At 47.4% G+C, this 22,544-nt stretch carries 20 protein-coding genes and 1 pseudogene; all 21 read left to right on the forward strand.

The genetic code is table 11. The features are described from left to right. A pseudogene (locus tag EJQ19_RS31915) lies at window positions 1-758 on the forward strand (hypothetical protein); the annotation flags it as partial. 307 nt (window positions 759-1,065) lie between these two features. Beyond that, the gene (locus tag EJQ19_RS19745; RefSeq protein ID WP_126142960.1) at window positions 1,066-4,266 is read left to right on the forward strand and encodes an S-layer homology domain-containing protein; all 3,201 of its coding nucleotides are present in this window, start codon (window positions 1,066-1,068) and stop codon (window positions 4,264-4,266) included. Window positions 4,267-4,346: 80 nt separating this feature from the next. Continuing rightward, on the forward strand, window positions 4,347-4,886 hold the full coding sequence (locus tag EJQ19_RS19750) for a hypothetical protein (protein ID WP_241243000.1): 540 nt from the start codon (window positions 4,347-4,349) through the stop codon (window positions 4,884-4,886). Between the two features lie 278 nt (window positions 4,887-5,164). Further along, complete coding sequence (locus EJQ19_RS19755) at window positions 5,165-5,434, forward strand: alpha/beta-type small acid-soluble spore protein (protein ID WP_126142961.1); 270 nt, start codon at window positions 5,165-5,167, stop codon at window positions 5,432-5,434. Between the two features lie 340 nt (window positions 5,435-5,774). Further along, a complete protein-coding gene (gene metK, locus EJQ19_RS19760; protein ID WP_126142962.1) occupies window positions 5,775-6,986 on the forward strand; it encodes a methionine adenosyltransferase in 1,212 nt (403 codons plus the stop codon). 188 nt (window positions 6,987-7,174) lie between these two features. Continuing rightward, the gene (locus tag EJQ19_RS19765; protein WP_126142963.1) at window positions 7,175-7,540 is read left to right on the forward strand and encodes a hypothetical protein; all 366 of its coding nucleotides are present in this window, start codon (window positions 7,175-7,177) and stop codon (window positions 7,538-7,540) included. A gap of 221 nt (window positions 7,541-7,761) precedes the next feature. Then, entirely contained in the window at window positions 7,762-10,365 is a 2,604-nt protein-coding gene (locus tag EJQ19_RS19770; protein WP_126142964.1) for a stalk domain-containing protein, read from the forward strand. 97 nt (window positions 10,366-10,462) lie between these two features. Next, window positions 10,463-11,644 carry a sensor histidine kinase gene (locus EJQ19_RS19775; protein WP_126142965.1) on the forward strand — a complete coding sequence of 394 codons (1,182 nt, stop codon included), beginning with the start codon at window positions 10,463-10,465 and terminating at the stop codon, window positions 11,642-11,644. Continuing rightward, window positions 11,628-12,353, forward strand: a complete 726-nt coding sequence (locus EJQ19_RS19780) for a response regulator (RefSeq protein ID WP_126142966.1) — start codon at window positions 11,628-11,630, stop codon at window positions 12,351-12,353. The genes EJQ19_RS19775 and EJQ19_RS19780 overlap by 17 nt, the downstream gene beginning before the upstream one ends. A gap of 86 nt (window positions 12,354-12,439) precedes the next feature. Further along, window positions 12,440-12,832: a glycosyltransferase family protein gene (locus EJQ19_RS19785; RefSeq protein ID WP_126142967.1), complete on the forward strand. Its 393-nt coding sequence runs from the start codon at window positions 12,440-12,442 to the stop codon at window positions 12,830-12,832. Window positions 12,833-12,887: 55 nt separating this feature from the next. After that, window positions 12,888-14,747 carry an ATP-dependent helicase ComFA gene (locus EJQ19_RS19790; RefSeq protein ID WP_126142968.1) on the forward strand — a complete coding sequence of 620 codons (1,860 nt, stop codon included), beginning with the start codon at window positions 12,888-12,890 and terminating at the stop codon, window positions 14,745-14,747. Further along, a complete protein-coding gene (locus EJQ19_RS19795) occupies window positions 14,744-15,490 on the forward strand; it encodes a ComF family protein (protein ID WP_126142969.1) in 747 nt (248 codons plus the stop codon). The genes EJQ19_RS19790 and EJQ19_RS19795 overlap by 4 nt, the downstream gene beginning before the upstream one ends. Window positions 15,491-15,600: 110 nt before the next feature. Then, window positions 15,601-16,023, forward strand: a complete 423-nt coding sequence (locus tag EJQ19_RS19800) for a TIGR03826 family flagellar region protein (protein WP_126142970.1) — start codon at window positions 15,601-15,603, stop codon at window positions 16,021-16,023. 113 nt (window positions 16,024-16,136) lie between these two features. Then, entirely contained in the window at window positions 16,137-16,409 is a 273-nt protein-coding gene (gene flgM / locus EJQ19_RS19805) for a flagellar biosynthesis anti-sigma factor FlgM (protein WP_126142971.1), read from the forward strand. Between the two features lie 41 nt (window positions 16,410-16,450). Next, window positions 16,451-16,948: a flagellar protein FlgN gene (locus EJQ19_RS19810; protein WP_126142972.1), complete on the forward strand. Its 498-nt coding sequence runs from the start codon at window positions 16,451-16,453 to the stop codon at window positions 16,946-16,948. 31 nt (window positions 16,949-16,979) lie between these two features. Then, a complete protein-coding gene (gene flgK, locus EJQ19_RS19815; protein ID WP_126142973.1) occupies window positions 16,980-18,431 on the forward strand; it encodes a flagellar hook-associated protein FlgK in 1,452 nt (483 codons plus the stop codon). Between the two features lie 33 nt (window positions 18,432-18,464). Continuing rightward, window positions 18,465-19,364: a flagellar hook-associated protein FlgL gene (gene flgL / locus EJQ19_RS19820; protein WP_126142974.1), complete on the forward strand. Its 900-nt coding sequence runs from the start codon at window positions 18,465-18,467 to the stop codon at window positions 19,362-19,364. Between the two features lie 25 nt (window positions 19,365-19,389). Beyond that, a complete protein-coding gene (locus tag EJQ19_RS19825) occupies window positions 19,390-19,959 on the forward strand; it encodes a DUF6470 family protein (RefSeq protein ID WP_126142975.1) in 570 nt (189 codons plus the stop codon). Window positions 19,960-20,036: 77 nt separating this feature from the next. Then, window positions 20,037-20,492 (forward strand): flagellar assembly protein FliW, encoded by a 456-nt coding sequence (gene fliW / locus EJQ19_RS19830; protein ID WP_126142976.1) that lies wholly within the window; start codon window positions 20,037-20,039, stop codon window positions 20,490-20,492. A gap of 4 nt (window positions 20,493-20,496) precedes the next feature. Beyond that, window positions 20,497-20,727: a carbon storage regulator CsrA gene (gene csrA, locus EJQ19_RS19835; RefSeq protein WP_126142977.1), complete on the forward strand. Its 231-nt coding sequence runs from the start codon at window positions 20,497-20,499 to the stop codon at window positions 20,725-20,727. 170 nt (window positions 20,728-20,897) lie between these two features. Further along, window positions 20,898-22,502, forward strand: coding sequence for a flagellin N-terminal helical domain-containing protein (locus EJQ19_RS32895; protein ID WP_126142978.1), 1,605 nt, complete (start codon window positions 20,898-20,900; stop codon window positions 22,500-22,502). The last annotated feature ends 42 nt before the right edge of the window (window positions 22,503-22,544 follow it).

Raw genomic sequence — 22,544 nt, forward strand, 5'->3', positions numbered from 1 at the left:
AGAAACAAACAAACGGCGGAGGCTACTCTGACTACTCTTCTTCGGTAAGCCGTACGTTTGAGGCTGTTAAATCTGATACAACATTGACGTACAGCATTAACACCATCGGTGACCTCTACTCGGCGCAAGATAAGCTGACTACAGGCGTAGCAGCCGGCGAAGGTTTGGTCGCGGGCAACAGCCAATTTGATAAAAAATTGTCCGTAATCGCAAAAGACTCTGCAGGTAACAAAGTGATTCTGCCTTCCAACTACGTACAAGGCATCTCTAGCTCGGATCCATCCATCCTAAATGTTGTGGCCGATGGGAACCAAGATGGTTATGTATTGGGTAACAAAGCAGGAACAGCAACAGTCTCCGCGGTCGTGTACACAAACAAAGGTGAGACAATTAACTTGACGCAACAAGTGACAGTGAAAGCTGATGCGATTACAGTGGATAAACTGGAAGCTGGTAAAACAACGGCAACGCTTGATACTAGAACATTTGCTTATGAGTACTTTACAGATGGCGATAACACATTGAAAGTAACAGACCAATACGGCATTAAGTACGAAAACGCAGCAATTGCACAATATGATGCAGTACTTGGACTTCGTTACACTGTAGCGACAGTAGGCGGAACTGGTAACGTAACGGTAGATGCTAAAACAGGTGAGATTACACATGTAGATAGCACAGTAACAGAATTTGTTGTAACAGCAATTGCCCCTAACGGTAAATCCGTACAAGTATCGATCGCTGTTCCTCAAAACTAAGAACGAATAATTAAACAAAAAAAGACCCCATGGGGTCTTTTTTTGTTTTTTCGAAAGTTTTTTCAAATATTTTTATTTGCATCGCAACTTTTTAGAAAACTATGCGTTTAATACTTTGAAACTAAGCAAAAGAAATGCATTAAGAAAATAATTCTTTACGATGCTATTCGACCAATGTATAATGTGAATTGGTGTATGTGCCTATTTTTCTATCTAAAAGTTTACTAGTTTTCCTTTGTAGCATTATAAGCTGCAAGTGAACTTAGTTATATACCGCTCTAACTCTGGAAAGGGGGTGAACCAAAAAATGAGTACATCGAGCTACAATAAAGTTAGATCTAACCTAACAAATAATGATAAAGATATTCAAGGAGGAGAAAAAAAGGTTATGAAGAAAAGTTTATCCGTAATACTTACTTCCGCAATGGCATTATCCATGTTTTCTTCCGTAGCATTCGGTAAAACATCCGCAGACTTCACAGATCTTAAAGATCTTGACGCAGCTACAAAAGCGAAATTCGATGCAATGATTTCCGCTGGTATTTTTGATGGTGTGAGCGAAGATACTTTTGGCCTGAAAGAAGAAATGAACCGTGCACAATTCGCAAAAGTAGCAGCACTTCTTTTGGGGCTGAAAGCTGATGCAACAACTTCCAGCTTCTCTGATGTTAAGGCTGACGACAAAGCTAACGGCTATGCTCTTCCTTACATCGAAGCTCTGAAAACTGCTGGCGTAACAGATGGTTACGGCGAAGGCACTTACAACCCAGCTGGTAAAGTAACAAAAGAACAGCTGGCTACTTTCTTGGTTCGCGTTCTTGGTAAAGATGCTGATGCTAAAGCAAAAACTGGTACAGATGCAACTGTTTCTGACTGGGCTCAAGGTTATGTAGCACTGGCTCTTGAATTGAAGCTTCTTGCTAATGGCGAAGACGGCAAATTCGGTGGTCAAGCAAACGCTACTCGTGACCTTCTTTTGACTGGTGCGTATGAAGCGAAACAACAATACGTAGTTCCAGGTAAAATTTCTTTGACTGAAGCAAAAGCGGTTGGTGTTTATAAAGTTCAAGTGACTTTCAACAAACCGGTTGATACAGCAGCTGCGAAATTTGCTTTGACTAAAGGTACAGCGCCTGTAGTTACTACTACTACAGCACCTGTATGGTCCGAGGATAAGAAATCCGTTACTCTTACAACTGATTCAAGAATCAGCGAAGGTGACTACACTGTAACATTGTCTGGTCTTGATGCTGCAAATGTTGACAAAACAACTGCAACATTCAAAGGAACTGATGAGCAAGTTTCCAAAATCGACTTCGTAAATGCTGGCGATACAGTTGCGTACAGTACAGATGCTTCTGTTAAAGTTAAAGCTGTTAACCAATATGGTGAAGCTGTATCTATCTCCACTTCTGGCTTTACAGCACTTGTAAGCGGTCAAGCGCCTACTTCCTTTAAAAAAGACACTGACGGGAATTTCGTGCTTACATTCGCGACTAAAGCATTGAATAATGGCATTACTCAAGGCAATGGTATTGTTCCAATTACTGTTTACTTTAACAATAGCAACGTTACAGTATCTAAAAACTTTAAAGTGGGGACAGTTCCACTTCTAAGCAAAATTGAGGCTGGTAAGGTTACTTATTCCAATACCACAACAAACAAATTGACTTCTGCTGATGATAGTGCTTCAATTCCGTTGACATTACTTGACCAGTACGGAAATGAAATTGTTAGATCCCAGTTCAATGGTGGTACTCCAGAAGTTAATGCGAGCAATATTAACCCAGTGGTCACTCCATATGAGGAAAAACTGGTAGTTGATAAAGCAGGTTCGACGCTTGCTGTTGGCGACTTGTTTGATGACAATGGTAATGCACGAATCAAAGTAAAATTGACTGGAAAAGTAGACAAAAATGCTGATTTCACAATCAATATTTATGGTGGCTCTTCATCTGCATCTGCTACAGTTAGTGTAGGCGCTGGTAATCTGGCTACTAAAGTTGAGTTTGATACATCTGCTGTTTCCGTCAGTGCTACAGATAGAGAAGTATTCGTTCCACTGATCGTATCTGACGCTAACGGTAATAAACTGAGCGCTCAAGATATCGTTGATAACAAAGCACGATTCACTTTCTCGGTATCTAATGGTACAGCGGCAATTCAAGAAACAGGTGCAGATAAAGGTAAGCTTCGTCTTGCCTTCACTACAGACAATTCTGTAGGTAACAAGCTATACATTTCTGGTCAAATCAATCAATCCCAAAGCAATACATTTGTTCAAACGAGTGTAAATGTTGGTGAAGGACGTTACCCAGATTCCTTCGTTGTGAAAACAGAGTCTGCTGCAAAAGCAATTTTGGGTGCAGACGATAAAGTTGTTTTCCAATTGGTTGACCAATTCGGTAAAAACCTAAATGACAATATCGGTGCAACTATCCCTGGTCAAAATGGACGCACTGCTGAATACCAAATCAAAGCTGAAGTTACAAGAGATCAAGCTGGAAATGATACAGATATTACACCTAGAGGCACATATACATCGACCAGCACTGTTGGTAATGTAACGACTTATGTTTTTGACAACACAAAGATCGACCAATTCAACAAAGGTTTTGATACAAAGACTAACTTTACTGAAGGTAAAGCAACTATTAAAGTAGTAATTGAGAAAAAACCAGCTGGCGGTTCATGGGGCGAAAATTCCAGTACAGTTAGCCGTTCGATCCAAGCGGTAAAAGCTGACACTAAGCTGACATATTCCTTGAACGCTATCGGTTCCCTGTTTGCTGCTAAGGATAAATTGGGATCGGTATATCCACAAAGTCCTATGAATCCAGCTAATGAAACATTAGCTCCAGGCACAAGCGTTAGCCAATTCGATAAAAGCGTTGGTGTAACTGCGAAAGACGAAGCAGGTAATAAAGTTAAACTGCCTACGAATTACATCACTAGCCTGACTAGTTCTGACCCTAACGTAATCCTTACTGCTTCTAATACTGGCGCATACGATTGGGATCCGAATAATGCAACTGCACCTGTTCAAAAGGCTTATGTCCTTGGGTACAAGGCAGGGACAGCTACAGTATCAGCAGTTGTGTACACAAACAGAGGCGAAACTATTAACCTGTCGCAAGAAGTAACGGTTAAGGCTGATCCAATTACAGTTGATTCGATTACTGCAGGTCGTACAAGTGTAAACACAACTGAGAAACTAAGTGCTACAACTGGTTTCAACGTATGGCAGCTGTTCAACAAAGATAGCGACAATAAATTCAAAGTTGTTGACAACTATGGTATTGAGTACACTGATGCAGCAATCCTTACCTACAAAGCGGTGCTAGGCGTTAACTTCACGGTTAACACAACAGCTAGAACATCTGGCTCGGGTAGCGTTTCTATCGATCCTGCTACAGGTGTAGTAACAGTTCCTGCTGGTGTAGCCGAGTATGTTGTTACAGCTACTGCTCCAAACGGTAAATCCGTTCAAATCGTAGTAACTCCATAATCTTCGTTATAGTGAAAAGGACCCTTCGGGGTCTTTTTCTTTTCTAAATAAACTCATTAATAGAGTAAGGAGTAAAAACAGTGAAATTTTATACATCCTTGGCAATTATGGGGCTAATAAGTTTTGTCTTGCTCTCCACCTCCCAAGCCGAAGCCCCAACCGCGGGCTCTTCCAGTGATCCGGTGATCACGAAGAGCTACTTCGATCAGAACACCTTAAGCGAAGCAAAGGTGAAAGAGATTGTCGCCTCCGCGATCGCGGCCAATTCTGGTGGTAGCCAGAATGGCAGCGGGAGCAACGGAGGCACGGGCGTAACGCCAGCGGCGAATATGAAGGTTGTCCAGTTGAAAAATGGACAAACCCTGTACGCCGGCGCTGGCGCGGAATTTATCGTGCGAACGGGCAAGGTCCTCGCCGTGAGCAAAGATGGCAATGGCATCCCGGATGTCACGGGAGGCAAGGATTTGCCAGCGGGAACGGAAGTTGCGCTGAATCATCTTTTGATTTTCCCGACGGAAGGCCGTGGGATCCAGGTTTCACCGAAAAATGACGCCGAAGTTTATGTCATGGTACGCGGCGGATATCTTGTGCTCAATGCAGACGGCAGCACAGCCGAATAGCAATTTCATGAGGGTAAGCCAAGAGCTTGCCCTCTTTTGTTTTTGCGACGGGCATTGCCATCAGCAAACTCCTTGCCACGAAAGTCCGTGCAGATAACGCTCATTATTGCCTTCGAACATGGAAGTCGTTCCTTACATGCTCTCCAATATTTTACCCTTACAGCCAACTTCTTATTCGGTTTGAGCCGCGGAATCCAGCCATACTAAAGACATACCCCCACTAAAGCTCAGTCGTTAGAGGGGACCAATCTCTAAGAAACCTAAGGAGGCGTTTCGTTATGGCGAGAAACAGTAAAGTGGTTCCGGAATCCAAAAAGGCTTTGGATGTACTGAAATATGAAATCGCTGCTGAGCTAGGCTTGCCTGTTGGCAAGCAGATGTCATTAAATGCCGATACGGAGTTTGCAACAGAGCTAGGTGCGATCCCTTCCTCTTCTGTAAAAGAGGATTACTGGGGGCACATCTCCTCTAGAGACACGGGAGCGGTGGGCGGACGCATCACGGCGCGGCTCATTCAGAGAGCGGAAGAAACGCTTTTTAGTCTGTAGTGAACTTATTGTTTTTTTATTTTATAAAAGCCCCATGAATAAAAAATGATCGAAAGCTTAAAGTTTCCTTAAAGTATGGAACGGTGGATTTAAATTGACTTTCCTATATAAATGTAGTAAGATAACGAATTGAAGGTCTAACTTTCGTGTAACCTTTCTCGAGCGGGAAAGGTTCATTTTTTTTACGGAATTCGTTGTTCTTTCCAGCGCTTGCGCGCAAAAAGAGGGATTCCGTTTGGCGTGAAAAGCTGCCGCTAAAGCCGGGCCCATTTTGATATAGGCATCGATTAAAAGCTTTTCAATCATACTAAGAAATATAGAATGTAGGAGGATGAAGAGAATGGCGCATGTAAGCGGTCGTCGTTTATTTACATCCGAATCCGTAACAGAAGGTCATCCGGATAAGATTTGTGACCAGATTTCTGACTCGGTATTGGATGCGTTTTTGGCTAACGATCCAAATGCTCGTGTAGCATGTGAGGTTTCGGTAGCAACAGGTTTGGTATTGGTAATTGGTGAGATCACGTCGAAGTCTGAGTATGTGGATATCCAAGCTATCGCAAGACAAACGATTAAAGATATCGGGTACACGCGTGCAAAATTTGGTTTTGACTCCCAAACTTGTGCAGTGCTCGTTTCCCTAAATGAACAATCCCCTGACATTGCGCAAGGCGTTGACAGAGCGCTTGAAGCAAGAGAAGGTTCCATGTCGGATGCTGAAATTGAAGCGATCGGCGCAGGTGACCAAGGGTTGATGTTTGGTTTTGCTGTTAATGAAACACCTGAACTTATGCCGCTTCCTATTTCGATTTCCCACCAACTGGCTCGTCGTTTGACTGAGGTCCGCAAGAACGGTACGCTTCCATACTTGCGTCCAGATGGTAAAACACAAGTAACGGTTGAATACGTGGATGACAAACCGGTTCGCGTTGATGCGATCGTTGTATCCACACAGCATGATGAGAATGTGACTTTGGAGCAAATCCAAAAAGACATTAAAGAACATGTTATCGCGCCTATCGTTCCAGCTAACCTGTTGGACGAGAAAACAAACTACTTCATTAACCCAACTGGCCGTTTCGTTATCGGCGGACCACAAGGGGATGCTGGTTTGACTGGCCGTAAAATCATCGTTGATACTTACGGTGGTTACGCACGTCACGGCGGCGGCGCATTCTCCGGTAAGGATCCGACAAAGGTTGACCGTTCCGGCGCATACGCGGCGCGTTATGTTGCGAAAAATATCGTAGCTGCTGGCCTTGCTGACAAATGTGAAGTTCAATTGGCTTACGCGATCGGCGTAGCACGTCCAGTGTCTATCGCAGTTGATACATTTGGTACAGGCAAAATCAGCGAAGAAAAGCTGGTTGAGCTGGTTCAAAGCAACTTTGATCTTCGCCCAGCGGGCATCATCAAGGAGCTTGACTTGCGTCGTCCAATTTATCGTCAAACCGCTGCTTACGGTCACTTCGGCCGTAACGATCTGAACGTTCCTTGGGAGCGTACAGACAAAGCAGAAACGCTTAAAGCACAAGCACAAGCTTTGGTATAAAGCTGGCAGGTAGGAAACCGCCCGATTTGGGCGGTTTTTTGTCGTTTTTTATGACAAATTTCGACGAGAACGTTGCATTAAATTTGCATAAAAAATGGGAAAAAGCAATATTTTTGTCGTATAATATATTTGTGCAGTTAGGTGTGGTAAGATAGGAATAATCACTTATGAGACGGGAGTGAGTTGTTATGGATCATGAGTTGAAGGAAGTATTTAGAGCGGTTTTGAAAGAGGAATTGGTTCCAATTATTCAACGGCTCGACAATATTGAAACTCGACTGGAGAATGTTGAAGCGAGACTGGAAAAAGTCGAAGCTCGGTTAGAGAATGTTGAAGTAAGACTGGACAAGGTCGAAGCTCGATTGGACAATCTCGAAGTGCGTTTTGACAGCGTTGAACTTGAACAAAGCCAAATGAAGCAAGCGATCATGGAAACGAACGAAGCGGTGAAGCGCATCGAGAAGAATCAAGAGCAGCAACAGCAATTAATTGAGCTCTTATCGTATCGTTCGATCGAGCAAGAAGCGAAGTTGAAGAGAGTTAGCAGTTTATAAGCCTTGATTATAAATATAATCCAGTGTATCTCAAGCAGAGAGCAAACCCGCGGGCGGAAGCGAGGCATGCTCTTTTTATTTTTGGCTCGAAAACTGGGCGTTCTTTGAAATATAAATACAACGCGACAAATTTCGTAACTTTTTCCATAGTTTTAGAGTCTATATAAATATCATAAGACGATAACAATAGAGAGAGTATGGAAGAGGAGTGGAGATCCAGCATGAGGTTACAGAAGCAAGTCGGCGTCGCAGCATTAGCGTGCCTTCTATCATGGCAGTTAATTGCGGGGACGCAGGTAGCGGCCGTGGGTACGAAATTGACGCTGAGTTCACAAGAAATCATTACTTCCGGCGCAATAATGAAAAATTATATTTGGACAACCACCCGCAGCAACAAAGAGGTTTCCGTGAATGCGAATGTGATTGAGGTGGATTTGACGAACCCGAATGTGAAAATCGATGCGATGGCGGGAACGAACAATCAATTCACGAAAAATCAGAGTGTGTTGGGCATGGTGAAGGATACAGGGGCTGTTGCCGGGGTAAACGGTGACTTCTTCAACACACAAGCGGAGGGCGTGCCGGAAGGGGCGCAAATTACGAATGGACAGGTGATGGCGACGCCTGCGAAAATCTCCGGTCTGTACTCTTTCGCGATCACCAAAGATAATCAGCCGATTATTGATATTCTCGATTTTCAAGGGAAGGTAACTGCGAAGGATGGCACTTCATTTGAGCTCGGCGGTGTAAACAAAACGTTCTACTGGGATGATAATGGCACTCCGCTTATTGCAGATGGCTTATTCCTCTATACAAGCGCCTGGGCGATGACACAAAGGGCGGTTGATGGGACACATGTGCCGACGGAAGCACTCATTGAGAACGATATTGTCAAGGAAATTGCCGTGGACACGAATGTGAAAAAGGTTGCTCCCGTGAACGGTTATATTTTACGCGGGTCAGGGCTTGCGCGGGATTTTATCGTGAATCATCTCAAAGTCGGAGATAAAATTACGACAAAGTACGATATGATTCCTCATGATATTTCCAAAACGTATGATTGGAAAAATTTTAAAATGCTGATCGGCGGCTCGACGCTGCTGGTAGATGACGGGAAGCCAAGTTATTTTACCCGAGACATTAATGATTTCAGCGGCTACAGTCCTCGTTCTCGGACGGCGGTTGGGTATTCGAAGGACCTGAAGAAGGCATATATTATTACATCTGATCGCAGCAGCGGCAGTGCGGGAATGACGCTTCCGGAGCTCCAACAGTTCATGGTCGACGCCGGCGTATGGCGGGGGATGGTCCTCGATGGCGGCGGCTCAACGCAAATGGTTTCAAGATCGTTGGGAGATATGGATCCCAAGCTTGTGAATCAGACGGAGAACGGCAACCAACGCGCCGTTGCAAATGGTTTGGGCGTATACTCGACAGCGCCGAAAGGGAATTTGAAAGGACTTATCCTCAAAGGCCAGTCTTTACTTTTTATGAATGAATCCAGCACTTATCAATTTAAGGCCTATGATGATTATTACAATCCGATTTCCGTTTCAAGCGTAACGCCGCAATGGGGAAGTACAGGAAATATCGGCGTGTTTAAGGATAATGTTTTTACGCCAACAATGGTAGGAAAAACGCAGATCACAGCGAAATCCGGCAATGGCTCGGCATCGATGGATGTTGAAGTTGTAGGGCGGGATCAGATTACGTCTATGGCGTTTAGCTCGGGGGCTTTTTCCGTGACAGAGGGCGGAGACTTTAGACTGCCGATTACGGTGAAAACGCGAAGCGGTGCCACAAGAGAACTGCCTGCGTCGTCTGCGACATGGGAGTTAAGCGGAGTGAAGGGTACGATTACAAACGGTGTGCTGCATATCGACAGTGCCGCGGGGGCGAAGGCTGCCCAGGTTATTGCGAAATACGACGGGTACAGCACAATGGTCACGCTCCCGGTTGGTCAGGAGAAGATCTGGTACGACTTGGATAACTACGCAGTCATGACAACATCCGACAAGTATCCTGCTGAAGTAGGTGCCTCCGTAAATATTGTGACTTCCTCCGGAAGCAAAAACCTCGAACTCAGCTACGACTTCACTAAGGGAACCGGAACGAAAGCGGCTTACGCAAAGTTCAATGATAAGTATGGCGCTCCTATTGAGGGCGAACCGCAATTCTTGACGGCGAAAGTGTACGGTGACGGCAGTTTTAACTGGGTGAGAGCCGAGATTATTGACGGCAATGGAAAAAGTAATCTCGTCAGCTTGACGGAAAATATGAACTGGACAGGCTGGCGGAAGGTGACTGCAGACCTCTCCAACTTGAAATATCCGCTTACGATCAAGAGCGTCTATGTCGCTAATCCATTGAACGGTCAGGATGAAAGGGCGCCTAAGGGGAAAATTAATATCGATGATATTTCCTTTATTTATAAAGGTCAGCTTCCCGCACTCCCGAATAATAAAGTTCAATTAACGGTAAACAAGAAGCAAGCGACACTCAATACCCAGCCGATGACCTTGGAGCAAGCGCCGACGATCGTGAAGGATAATACGCTGGTCCCGATTCGTTTTGTGACAGAAGCTTTGAACGGTACGGTAAAATGGGACGAAAAAGAGCGCAAAGTAACCGTGATTCGTGGGGATAAGCTGATCGATTTGTGGATTGATAATGCGGATCTGATTGTGAACGGCCAGCGTGTTACCGCGGAGGTGGCTCCAGCCATTATGAATAACGTGACAATGGTCCCACTTCGTCTGATTTCTGAGAGATTAGGATTTAAAGTAGGCTGGGATCCCCAAAATTACGGGATAACGATTGAATAAATAGTACTAGAAGTTCACGGCAAAATCGAAGAAATGTGCTACAATATGGGGTAGACTAATTCCTATTAACTGGATTCACTAAAGGAGCTTGTGTCATTTGCAACCGGACGCTATCGATCGTGTCATAAAAAACGCCATTAACGTCATGGAGAGCAGCAAGTATCAGTTGTTTGAGATCGCTGAGGCCGCACGTTTGGAGAAAGAATCACTTGCGCGTGAGTTGGACGAGATTAAACAAGAAACGAGCCTCACCATTGAACTCGTCGACAAACTGGAGAAGGAGTATAAGCGATCTCGCATCCGCCTTACGGAAGTAAGCCGCGATTTTAATAAGTACCGCGAGGAAGATATTAAAGTTGCCTATGAAGCGGCGATTGCTTACCAACTCCAGCTTACCGTTGCTCGGGAGAAGGAGAACAACCTTAAGACGCGTCGTCATGACTTGCAGGTTCGTATGAAAAATGTGGACATGCAGGTTGAGCGCGCCGAAACGATTGTTTCGCAGATGAATGTGGCGTTGGAGTATTTATCCGGTGATTTAAATCAAGTGACTCGCATTATTGAATCCGCCAAAAATAGACAACTGATGGGTCTGAAGATTATTTTGGCCCAGGAAGAAGAGCGCAAGCGGATTGCTCGTGAAATCCATGATGGTATGGCGCAAACACTCGCCAACGTCGTGCTTCGCACAGAAATTGTACAGCGTATGTTGGTGAAGGAAGATTTTTCAGCCGTTAAGGACGAATTAGCGGATCTGAAAGGTCAGGTCAGAGGGGGGCTTGAGGAGGTCCGGAAGATCATCTTCAATCTCCGCCCGATGGCGCTTGATGATTTGGGGATTGTGCCTACGCTGCGGAAGTATGTGCAGGATTTTGAGGATAAGTATCGGATTGCGACGCAATTCAATCTGGTTGGAAAAGAGACGCGCATTCCGTCCGGTCTTGAAATTGCGATTTTCCGGTTAGTGCAAGAAGCTTTATCTAATGTCTACAAGCATGCAAAAGCGACTTTCCTTTCTGTTGAACTTACGCTCGAGTCGGACCAAGTGCAGATCTATGTAGCAGACAATGGTATCGGGTTCGATGTGCCGCAGACAGAGCAAAGAATAGCAAAGGGGAACAACTTTGGTTTACTGGGCATGCGTGAACGTGTTGAATTACTAGAAGGAACGATGGTTCTGGAGTCGGAAAAAGGTTCAGGCACAAAAATCACGATGCTCATCCCTATCGGCGGCGTTGAAGAGAACAAGGAGGAAAATGAGAATGGACAACACGGCTAGTCATAAACGCAATGTACAAATCGTGATAGCAGACGATCACCAGCTTTTTCGTGAAGGTGTTAAACGCATCATCAATATGGAAGACGACATGGAAGTCATCGGTGAATGCGGAGACGGTATCCAGGTGATTGAACTGTGCAATCAAATTGCACCCGACATTGTGCTGATGGACATTAATATGCCGCTCGAGAACGGTGTGGTGGCTACGGAGCGTCTTAAGCTGATTTTCCCGGAGATTAAGGTGATCATCTTGTCCATCCATGACGATGAGAGCTATGTGTTCGAGACGCTGCGCAAAGGCGCTTCCGGCTACTTGCTGAAAGACATGGAAGCGGAGTCGTTGATTAACGCGATCCGTTCGGTTGTCTCCGGCCATGCGTACATTCACCCTAAAGTAACGGGCAAGCTTATTAATCAACTACGCCGAATGACGTATTTGGACGATGCCGGGGTTGTGGGCAATGGACAAGGCGTCAAGGACAATGGTCTAAAATACATACATAATACAAACAGTCCACTAACCAAACGTGAGGCGGAAGTGCTCCGATTGATGGCTGAAGGGAAAAGCAATAAGCTGATCGGCGAATTCCTCTACATTAGTGAGAAAACGGTAAAAAATCACGTGTCCTCCATTCTGCAGAAGATGGAAGTGGACGACCGTACGCAAGCGGTTATTATTGCGATCAAAAATGGATGGGTGACGCTATAGCTTCGCCTGCCTGGCTTGTACCTAGCTAACAGAAGGAACCCCCCTTTGCGCTGCCGCATACACTGCAGGTAAGGGAGGGACCTGCGATGTGGATAGGATTGCTCGGCATTATCGGGTGTTATGGCATTAGTATAGCCTTGATTCATCTGCTGTTTGGTATTCGGAACAAACGGGGTAAGAAACCGATGAACGTTGTACTCGTGACGAAAAATAATCAGAGTCAGATTGAATGGGTGATCCGTTCAATGTTTTTCTTCTCGCGTATAAAGGGGAAGCCGGTTAAGGCGACAATCATCGATGAAGGGTCTTCCGATGAAACACGGGAGATTATTGAACGGCTGTCGCAGACGCATGCTTTGGATTTTCGGATTCAAACGGATTTTGATGCGATCGATCGTTTTCTGCGGGAACACGATGATGATCCTGTCGTGCTCATTCATCTCAGCAACCGGGAGGACCTTGTAAGAGTGCCTGTCTAAGCGGTGTTGGGGCAGTAAACGCTTTCGCCAATCTCAAAGGAAAGTGCGGTGGGGCATGAAGGTAGGAGTGTATGCTGTTCGTACGGGAACGCATTGGAGTTGGCATTACACAGTACATGAACAAACCGCTTGTCAATATTGGTTCGAACACTACGCAGCCGACGCCGGCCTCGTCGTGTTCGAACCTTTTGTTTCTTTAGGGCAAGGTGTGCGGGTGCTGGCGGCCTTGCGGCGTGGTGTGGAGGTGGCGCCGCCGGGCGAAGCGGCGGCGGGCTGGTTGCTCGAGCAGCTGCAGGCGGCTGCAGCTGCTTGCGGGTTGCCGGCGGGCCCGTTCGCGGCCCGCTGGGTGAGTTATGCGAGCTGGCGGCGCGCCAGCTCGGCGGGGTTGGACGCCGGCACGTACCGGTGTCTCGTGGAGGCCTACAGCGGCCGCTCGCTGCTGCAGGAGGAGCTGCACCAGTGCCTGGCGGCGCAGGGCCTGGTGCTTGAGGCGGGACGCGAGGAGCCGACGTGGCTCGCGTACCTAGAACTGGCCCAGCTCCACGGGGACGTGGAACTGACGCCCGGCCTCGGCGCCCGCAGTGAGCGGGACTGGCGCCGGGGGTTCCGGCGATCGCTCCGCTACCGCTGCAAGCGGTGCGGGAGCGGCAGCGATCGGCTGTTTTGGTCTTGGTGCGCGAGCTGCGGGGAGGACTGCCCTTATTGTGAGGCTTGCCTCACGATGGGGCGTGTCCGTTCCTGCTCGCTGCTCGTCAGGGGCGTGGCGGCAGGCGGAGCAGCCTCCTTGGAGGCCGCAGATGGCGATTTCAGCGCCTATCTGGGGCCCTGGGGGCTCAGCGAGGCGCAGACGGCGGCCTCGCTGGAAGGGCTGCGCTACCTGGCGTCGAGCCGGGTGTGCGTGGATCGCGGGCGTGAGGTGGCAGCGCGTCGGTTTTTGATCTGGGCGGTCACCGGGGCCGGAAAGACCGAGATGATTTTTCCTTTTATCCAATACATCGCTGCGCAGGGTGGTCGTGTGCTGATCGCGACACCGCGCAAGGACGTGGTACTGGAGCTACAGCCAAGGATCTCCCGGGCGTTCGAGGAATACCAGGTGGTGACCCTGTACGGCGGGAGCGAGGAACGCTGGGAGCAAGGTGTGATCACGATCGCGACGACGCATCAGCTGATGCGGTTTTATCAGGCTTTTGACCTGGTCATTATTGATGAAATTGATGCTTTTCCTTACCATAACAATCCCATGCTTGGTTTTGCGGCCGATCAAGTCTGCAAACCTGACGGGATGACGATTTTACTCTCCGCAACACCTCCGCCGGCCGTTCGGAAAGCTGTGGCTCGTGGGCGCTTGGCCCATGTCCGGGTTCCGGTTCGTTTTCATAGACATCCTCTGCCTCTTCCCCGGTTCATCCAAACGCCATCCCTTAGAAAAATGGTTGGAGCTCAGCGCATTTCCCGCTCATTGCTAGTTCTGGTGCAGCAATCCGTAGAACGGGGAGCGCAAGTGTTTATTTTTGTCCCTAACATTCAATTGGTCGAGCCTGTTGTTGGTCTGCTGAGGCGCGAAGTGTCGGTTCGCGTGGAAGGTACCTCGTCGCAAGACGATCTGCGAACCGATAAGGTACAGGCATTTCGCAAAAGAGACATTCGTGTGCTTGTCACGACAACGATTTTGGAGCGCGGAGTGACGGTGCCGAAGTCGGACGTGTTTATTTTAGATGCAGACTCAGGGTTGTTCGATGACGCTGCACTAGTGCAGATGGCTGGCCGTGCGGGGAGATCGAAGGAGGATCCGGCGGGCAGGGTTGTTTTTGCAGCGGCGGAAGTCACTCGGTCACAGAAGGAAGCACTGCATCAGATTCGAACGATGAACCGAATTGCGCGAAAGCGTGGGTTTTTGAAGGAGGACGCGAAGTGAAGCTGTGGTGGAACGGAGTGCGGGAGGCGCTTGTATCTTTTCTTGGCGCGAGCAGAGGAAACTGTTTGTTGTGTCAGCAGAGCAGTCCGCTCAAGGGAGAGGAGCTTGGGCTATGTTCATCTTGCTATAATCAAATTCCATGGATACATCGTGTGCTGTGCGCGTTTTGCGGGAGGGGGGAGTCTTGTCCGGATTGCCGACGTGAGCGCCATACGACTTTTGTGCTGAGCCGGAGCAGTGTGAGGTACGATGAGACGATGAAAGAGCTGTTGGCCAGGTACAAGTATCGCGGAGATGAACGGTTGCAAGCGGTGCTGGGGGCCATGTTGGTGCATGCTTTTCGTTTGGCACAGGAGAAGCTGGGAGCTATGGCAGCGGAGTCCCATGAGGTCATCACGTTTGTACCGGTGAGCGAGCTGAGGATGCAGGAACGGGGGTTCAATCAAGCGGAGCAAATGGCTCTGGAATTAGGACGGCGAGTTGGCCTCCCGGTAGTTCCGCTGCTCAGTCGGTCGAAGCATACGGACAAGCAAAGTTTTAAGGGGCGGCATGCGCGAATCGGGGATTTGGCGAATGTCTTTGAAGTCAGCTTGCCGGGGTCGGGAGCTCTTGCAGGAGTGGCTGTAACGCGGATTTATATCGTTGATGACGTATACACGACGGGGAGTACGATGAGCCAATGCGCTCGGGCGTTGGGAAAAGAATTCTCAGCTGAAATTTGCGGGTTGACCTGGGCGCGTTGACGTAAAATTTTCACATCATTTCTCCGATAATAGACATAGGCAAACGTTGTCGAATTAGGTAAACTGGAATTAATTCATCGGAAATGGGAATCATAAAAGGGGGCCATCTTATGGGCATGAATGTCGCGAATTGTCCGCGCTGCGGAAAAATATTCGTGAAAGGTTTTGCAGAGGTTTGTCCGAACTGCTTGAAGGATTTGGAGCAGCAATATGAGAAATGCCTGAAATACTTGCGCGATCATCGCGGTACGAATATTACGGATTTGAGCGAAGCGACGGGCGTATCGGTCAAGCAGATTACGAAGTTTATTCGTGAAGGCCGTATTTCGATTATGAACGCGCCGAACATGGGGTATCCTTGCGAGGTGTGCGGAACGCTGATTCGGGAGAATACGCTGTGCGAGCCTTGCCGGATGAAGCTGGTGAAGGATGTTCGTAACAACACCGAAGATGAACGCCGGAAAACGGAACAGGAAGTGAAGGACGCGCACGTTGCGTTCAAAATTCAGGAGCGTCTCCGCGATCGGCACTAGGCGCGGTGAAATAGGTCTGCGGAGATATAAAGTTTCATAAGAGAGATGCCGATAATAGTTCTAAAGATTATCGGCTTTTTATTTTGTCAGGTCAGAACTAGGAGTGAATCGGTATGAAAATTAACGATAATGGGCGAATCGGGGCTGTGAATCCTTATAAGAAAGCTGGGGATTCCGCTTTTGTTCCATCCGCAGGCAAGAAGGGGAAAGCGAAGGATCAAGTCGAAATTTCTGCAGAGGCGAAGGAATTGCTGGGCGCTCAAGGAGCGGTGCGTACGGAAGCGCACTCGCAGCGTTTGGAACAGCTCAAGTCGTCTGTCGCGTCGGGCACGTATTACGTGGATAGCGGGAAGATCGCAGAGAAGCTTCTACCTTACTTGAAATAGTGTTTGACCGTTAACCAACCAGATAAAGCAGGTGAAAGATCATGTCCATTCAGCCGTTGCTGGATACGATGGAGAAACTTCAAGAGGCGCACGAGGCTCTGCTGGAGCTCACGGTGCTCAAGACACCGGTTCTCGTGAGCAATGACATTGATCAGCTCAATGCAATTGTGAACCGTGAGAACAAGTGGATTCGGGCTATTGCCGAAGCCAATCAGGATCGGATCCAAGTGATTGGTTCCTACTTGATCTCGCGCGGATACAATCCGAATCCGAAGATTACGGTCGGCGATTTGATTAAGGTGATTTTTAAAGCGGAAGAGAAGCAAGCGCTGATGCAAGCACAGCAGAAGCTGCTGGCTACGATTGAGCAGTTGAAGGAAAAGAATGCGATCAACCAGCAATTAATCGAGCAGTCGCTTTCTTTTATCGATTATTCGTTGGATTTAATTATAGGCCCGCCTGAAGACGATGTGGTGTATCGGAATCCGAATCAGATGGGCGGCGGCAAGCGTATGGGGATGTTCGACCGGAGAGGTTAACGGAAACTAGCAAGTATGGGAGAGGGTAAGGATGAGATCAAGCTTTGGTGGAATTGAAATATCCAAACGGGGAATTCTGACACAGCAGGCGGCATTAACGACAGCGGGTCATAACGTAGCGAACGCCAATACGCCGGGCTATTCGCGCCAAGTGGTAAAAATGGTTGCTGCCGAGCCGATCGAGGCGCTGAGCTTGCAGCGTTCCACCATTCCTGGACAAATGGGGCAAGGCGTTCAGTTTACTGAGGTGAAACGGATTCGCGAAGCGTTCTTGGACAAGCAGTTTGCCAATGAGAATAAGAGTTTGGGCGAGTGGACGGTGAAGCAAGACACGCTTGAGAAGCTGGAAGCGATTATTAATGAGCCTTCAGATACGGGGCTTCGTCAGGTTCTGGATAACTTCTGGAACTCGTGGCAGGAGCTTAGCAAGCAGCCGGACAATCTTGAGACGAGAGCGGTAGTCAAAGAAAGCGCTTTGGCGGTGACGGATGCGTTCAATCATGCAGCGAAGCAGCTTAACGATCTTTCTTCCGACTTGAATGATAACATTTCGGTTAAAGTGACGCAGGTCGATACGACCTTGAGACAAATCGCGGGTCTTAATAATGAGATTTTTCGCGTAGAAGGCTTGGGGAATGACGCCAACGATTTGCGGGATCAGCGGGATCTCTTGGTAGATCAGCTGTCTAAAATTATTAATGTATCGGTTCAAGAAGAGTCTGGCGGCTATCATATTAAGATGGGCAATCAGGATTTGGTTGAGGGTAGCACGGCAACAACATTTGACGAGAGTGTAGCTACAGGTGCATATCCTAGCGATCTGAACAGCGGTGAACTGTATGGGCTGATGTATTCGAATGGCAGATATGTCGATGAATATCGGAATCAATTGAACTCTATGGTCACTACGATCGTGACCGCTGTGAATGACGCGCATAAAAATGGCTACACACTGGCGGATACGAATCCACCGACGAAGGGTGGAAACTTCTTCGATCCGGTCACGGATTTTGCTACGGCTGCTGCAACGGTTAAAGTAAGTTCCAATATCACGGACAATGTGGAAAATATCGCAGCTTCCTCCAGAACGTATACGGATGAGAATGGTGTAGTACGTGTGGTGAAAGGGAACAACGAGAACGCGTTGGCTTTGGCGAACATCAAGAATACGAAGTATAACTTTGACGGCTCCGGCGTGACGAAAATTATTTTGAACGGCGGTACGTTCGATGAGTTCCTTCGTGCGGTCGTCTCGGAAATTGGCGTTCAAACACAGGAAGCACAGCGGCAAGTGTCCAATCAGAAAATTCTGGTCGATCAAGTGGATGCCAGAAGACAATCCGTTAGCGGCGTTTCTTTGGACGAAGAAATGGCGGATATGATCAAGTATCAGCATGCTTACAACGCAGCAGCTCGTTCGTTGACAACTTTTGATGAGATGCTGGATAAGGTCATTAATTCGATGGGTACCGTTGGTAGATAGATTCGTAATTTGAACTCGATGAGGTGAAGAATCATGGCGTTACGGGTTACACAGGGCATGCTCAATACACAATTGCTTCGCAACTTGAACGGGAATATGACGCGCATGGAGGGGCTCCAGGATCAGCTGTCGACTGGACGCAGAATTAATAAGCCTTCGGATGATCCGGTCGGGATCAGTTTTTCGATGCGGTATCGCAGCGAATTGGATACGAATGATCAGTATAAAAGAAACGTCGATGCGACCGTATCGTTCCTTGATTATACGGATACGATGCTGGATCAGACTGGTAGTGTGATGCAGCGTGCACGGGAGCTAGCGGTAGCGGCTGCGAATGGTACAAATTCCGAGGATTCACTGAATGCGATGAAAACGGAGATTGACCAGTTGTACGGTCAGATGGTCAACATCGGAAACAGCCAGTTTAACGGCAAATATGTTTTTAACGGGCAGATTACGGATAAAGCACCTTTCCCAGATGCGGATAATGCGGCCAATGCAGTCACGGATAATGGTGAGATCAAGTTCGAGATTGGCGCTGGCGTTCAGATTGCGATGAATAAGACAGCGGAACAAATTTTTGGTACGTCTGGTACAACGAATAATGTATTTCAAATTCTCAAGGATTTGTCGGCTGCTTTGGGGTCTGGAGATTCTGCTGGTATTCAAAAGTCGATTGGCTTAATGGACGAGCGGATGAGCGTTGTATTAGGTGCTAGATCAGACGTCGGTGCAAAAACCAACCGTGTCCAACTGGCGGAAGATCGTTTGAGCGATATCGGTATTAACTTGCAGAACTTACAGTCCAAAACGGAAGACGCCGACATGTCGCTTGTCATAACGAACCTGAAAATGGAAGAGAACGTCTACCAGGCATCTCTATCCGCAGGCTCCAAAGTAATCGTTCCAACGTTAGTCGATTTTCTACGCTAATCGAAATGAGTAGGAGGCGGCTGTGATGCCGAGTATCCCCCAAATACAAATAAGCCAGCAGCCGGCCCTGATTGGCATTGACGCTGATTTAGGCACCCAGGATATCAAGCAGCCTCGTCCAACTTATGAGATGCAGGTAGAGCGGCCCAAGCAGGATATTCGTCAGCCGCGGGGCGATCTTGATATTGACCAAAGCAAAGCATGGGATGCGCTGGGGCAGGGGCCAATTTTACAGGCGATGAGCCGCATTTACTCGCAGTGTCATGAGATTGCCATGCAGGGCATTGCGCGTCGTGTCGAAGACGGAAATCGCATGTGGGCGATCCATCTTGGCGGCAATCCGATTGCCGAGATTGCGAAGGAGCTGAGCATCAGTCGTCCACAGTTTGATTACTACGGCGAAGCCAGTTACGACAACGTAGATATCACGTACACCGCGAATAAAGCGGAAATTAACGTTGTAGACGGCAAAGTTAATGTGAATGCGAGGGTCAATCCTCCGGAAATTGAGTATAATCGCGGTAAGCTCGATATCTACATGCGGCAATACCCTAAAGTTGAAATTACACCGCCGCAAATTGATTTCAAATCATAATGGGGTATAATCAGGCTATAGATGCGTTCTATGGCTTTTTTTATTGATCACATCACGGGTCGAAAGGACGGTAAGGGATGAAGGTTGCTACTTTATTTTTTGGTGAAGTCGATGTTCGAGAGGAAGATGTGATTACGTTCGGACAAGGATTGCCTGGTTTTGAGACTTTAACGAAGTTTACATGGATCCAATCGGAAGAAAGCGCGCCCTTTTCTTATTTGCAATCCACAGAAGAAGCGGGTGTTTCTCTGCTGGTGACAGATCCTTTCCTCTTTGTAAAAGAATACGATCTCACGCTGCCTGATACGCTGCAAAATGAATTGCAAATTGAGCAGGCTGAGGATGTTGCTGTCCTGGCGGTTGTCACCGTAAATAAAGACTACACCAAGTTTAGTCTGAACCTGCTCGCGCCGATGGTGTGGAATGTTAGGAGAAACTTGGCGAAGCAAATTATTTTACACGATTCGGATTATTCCACCAAATATGAAATTGCGATAGGCGAGATGATCGAGACCACACAGGCGGAGGGGTGAGAGGATGCTGGTATTGGCAAGAAAAAAAGGCGAATCCATTATGATCGGCGATCAAATTGAAGTTGTGATTTTGGGGGGCGACGGCGACAACGTTCGAGTCGGGATCCGTGCGCCTAAGCATGTCGAAGTGTACCGCAAAGAGCTGTATCAGCAAATTCAGGAATCCAATAAAGAAGCGCTCACGAATTCGATCAGTCCGCTAAACCTAAGCAAATTAATACATAAGCCGAAATAAGGAAAAGTGTCGACAGCCGGTCGACATTTTTTTTGTTTTCGCTATAAACTTTCGTTCTTCGCATGACGATATAGTTATCAATGGGACTTTGCGCAGGGCGGCCGACCTGCCTAAGTCTACAAAACAATCCACATGGACGTGGATTAAACGAACCTTCAGGAGGAAGAAAAATGAGAATTAATCACAACATCGCAGCAGCGAACACTCACCGTCAATTGACTGGTAACACTGCAGCAGCAAGCAAATCCCTTGAGAAATTGTCTTCCGGTCTTCGCATCAACCGTGCTGGCGACGACGCAGCAGGTTTGGCAATCTCCGAAAAAATGAGAGCACAAATCCGCGGCTTGGACATGGCTGCTAAGAATGCTCAAGACGGTATCTCCTTGATCCAAACAGCTGAGGGTGCGTTGAACGAAACTCACTCCATCCTCCAACGTATGCGCGAATTGGCTGACCAATCCGCAAACGGAACAAACACAGCTGACGACCGTGCAGCTCTGCAAGAAGAAGTTAAACAGCTGAAAGACGAAATCGACCGTATCGGTAACACAACTGAGTTCAATACTCAAAAGTTGCTGAATGGTAACTTGAAGTCTGCTGGTGGCGCGAACGTAGCTGCTGACGCAACAACAAGTGCAGTTATTGCGAAATTGTCTGGCGCACTATCTACAGGTGCTGCTGTAATTAACCAAAATGCTTCCAGCACTGTGTTCCAACAAGAAACCATCTCCATTGACGGTACTGATATCAAGATCGACTGGCAAAACCTCTCTACTGCAGAGAAAGGGATTCTGAGTGGTATGACAACAAGCTCCGCTTCTCGCAACGCGGCAGCTGATCTGATCGTAAGCAAAATTAATGAAGCAATTGACAAATCTGGTTCCAATGTGGCTCACATCACAGGCTATGTTGATTCCACTGGCCATTTGAACCTGAAAAGCGGTTCTGAAGGCATTGATTCCAAAATTACAACTACAACATCGGTGACAAACGGTGTTCTGACAAACGCAATTGGTGCTACTGCTACTACAGGCTCCACAAAATACAATGGCACCACAACTGCAGGCGTCGCTGTTGATATGCAAATTGGAGGCCAACAACTTCAAGTGACAATGCCAGTAGCTACAGCTGGTGATGATATGGCCACTGTTGCTGCCAACCTTCAAGCTGCTATCAAGACTGCAGTTGACGCTCGTAACACTGCTAACGGCGTTACAGCAGGTCAAAAAGGCTACATTGACGAAGTTGTTGTTAATGCGACAAAAGATGGTCGTCTAGAAGTTCTTAGTAACTCAGGTCCAATTACTTTCAGCGATCGTACAGGTACTACAGATGTACAAAACCTAGGATTGAGCCAAGCTCAAACTGAGAGCTCCAGTGGCGGTGGCGTTACATTCCAAATCGGTGCAAACCGTGGTCAAACAATCAGCTTTGGTATTGGCGATATGAGATCCGCAGCTCTGGGCATCTCGGGCGTAGATATTGGCAGCGCTACATCTGCTTCTCAAGCTCTTGATACACTTGATTCTGCGATCAAAAACGTATCTTCCCAACGTTCCAAAATGGGTGCTGTTCAAAACCGTTTGGAGCACACAATCAACAACTTGCAAACAGCTTCCGAGAACTTGACAGCTGCTGAGTCCCGTATTCGTGACGTAGATATGGCAAAAGAAATGATGGATTTCACAAAATCCAACATCCTTTCCCAAGCTGCTCAAGCAATGTTGGCTCAAGCGAACCAACAGCCACAAGGCGTTCTGCAACTGCTGCGTTAATATCTATAATTTTTTCGAGACTGGGCTTTTCAGCCCAGTCTT

This window comes from Paenibacillus whitsoniae (genome assembly GCF_003955665.1).
In the GTDB taxonomy this organism is placed as follows: Bacteria; Bacillota; Bacilli; order Paenibacillales; family NBRC-103111; genus Paenibacillus_E; species Paenibacillus_E whitsoniae.

Bases quoted from the DNA above. Each gene is read 5' to 3' on its own strand.
- EJQ19_RS19765 (WP_126142963.1), top strand. From the start codon at position 7,175: ATGGATCATGAGTTGAAGGAAGTATTTAGAGCGGTTTTGAAAGAGGAA.
- EJQ19_RS19780 (WP_126142966.1), top strand. From the start codon at position 11,628: ATGGACAACACGGCTAGTCATAAACGCAATGTACAAATCGTGATAGCA.
- EJQ19_RS19825 (WP_126142975.1), top strand. From the start codon at position 19,390: ATGCCGAGTATCCCCCAAATACAAATAAGCCAGCAGCCGGCCCTGATT.
- EJQ19_RS19790 (WP_126142968.1), top strand. From the start codon at position 12,888: ATGAAGGTAGGAGTGTATGCTGTTCGTACGGGAACGCATTGGAGTTGG.
- csrA (WP_126142977.1), top strand. From the start codon at position 20,497: ATGCTGGTATTGGCAAGAAAAAAAGGCGAATCCATTATGATCGGCGAT.
- EJQ19_RS19810 (WP_126142972.1), top strand. From the start codon at position 16,451: ATGTCCATTCAGCCGTTGCTGGATACGATGGAGAAACTTCAAGAGGCG.
- EJQ19_RS19800 (WP_126142970.1), top strand. From the start codon at position 15,601: ATGGGCATGAATGTCGCGAATTGTCCGCGCTGCGGAAAAATATTCGTG.
- metK (WP_126142962.1), top strand. From the start codon at position 5,775: ATGGCGCATGTAAGCGGTCGTCGTTTATTTACATCCGAATCCGTAACA.
- EJQ19_RS19770 (WP_126142964.1), top strand. From the start codon at position 7,762: ATGAGGTTACAGAAGCAAGTCGGCGTCGCAGCATTAGCGTGCCTTCTA.
- flgM (WP_126142971.1), top strand. From the start codon at position 16,137: ATGAAAATTAACGATAATGGGCGAATCGGGGCTGTGAATCCTTATAAG.
- EJQ19_RS19785 (WP_126142967.1), top strand. From the start codon at position 12,440: ATGTGGATAGGATTGCTCGGCATTATCGGGTGTTATGGCATTAGTATA.
- fliW (WP_126142976.1), top strand. From the start codon at position 20,037: ATGAAGGTTGCTACTTTATTTTTTGGTGAAGTCGATGTTCGAGAGGAA.
- EJQ19_RS32895 (WP_126142978.1), top strand. From the start codon at position 20,898: ATGAGAATTAATCACAACATCGCAGCAGCGAACACTCACCGTCAATTG.
- EJQ19_RS19745 (WP_126142960.1), top strand. From the start codon at position 1,066: ATGAGTACATCGAGCTACAATAAAGTTAGATCTAACCTAACAAATAAT.
- flgK (WP_126142973.1), top strand. From the start codon at position 16,980: ATGAGATCAAGCTTTGGTGGAATTGAAATATCCAAACGGGGAATTCTG.
- flgL (WP_126142974.1), top strand. From the start codon at position 18,465: ATGGCGTTACGGGTTACACAGGGCATGCTCAATACACAATTGCTTCGC.
- EJQ19_RS19755 (WP_126142961.1), top strand. From the start codon at position 5,165: ATGGCGAGAAACAGTAAAGTGGTTCCGGAATCCAAAAAGGCTTTGGAT.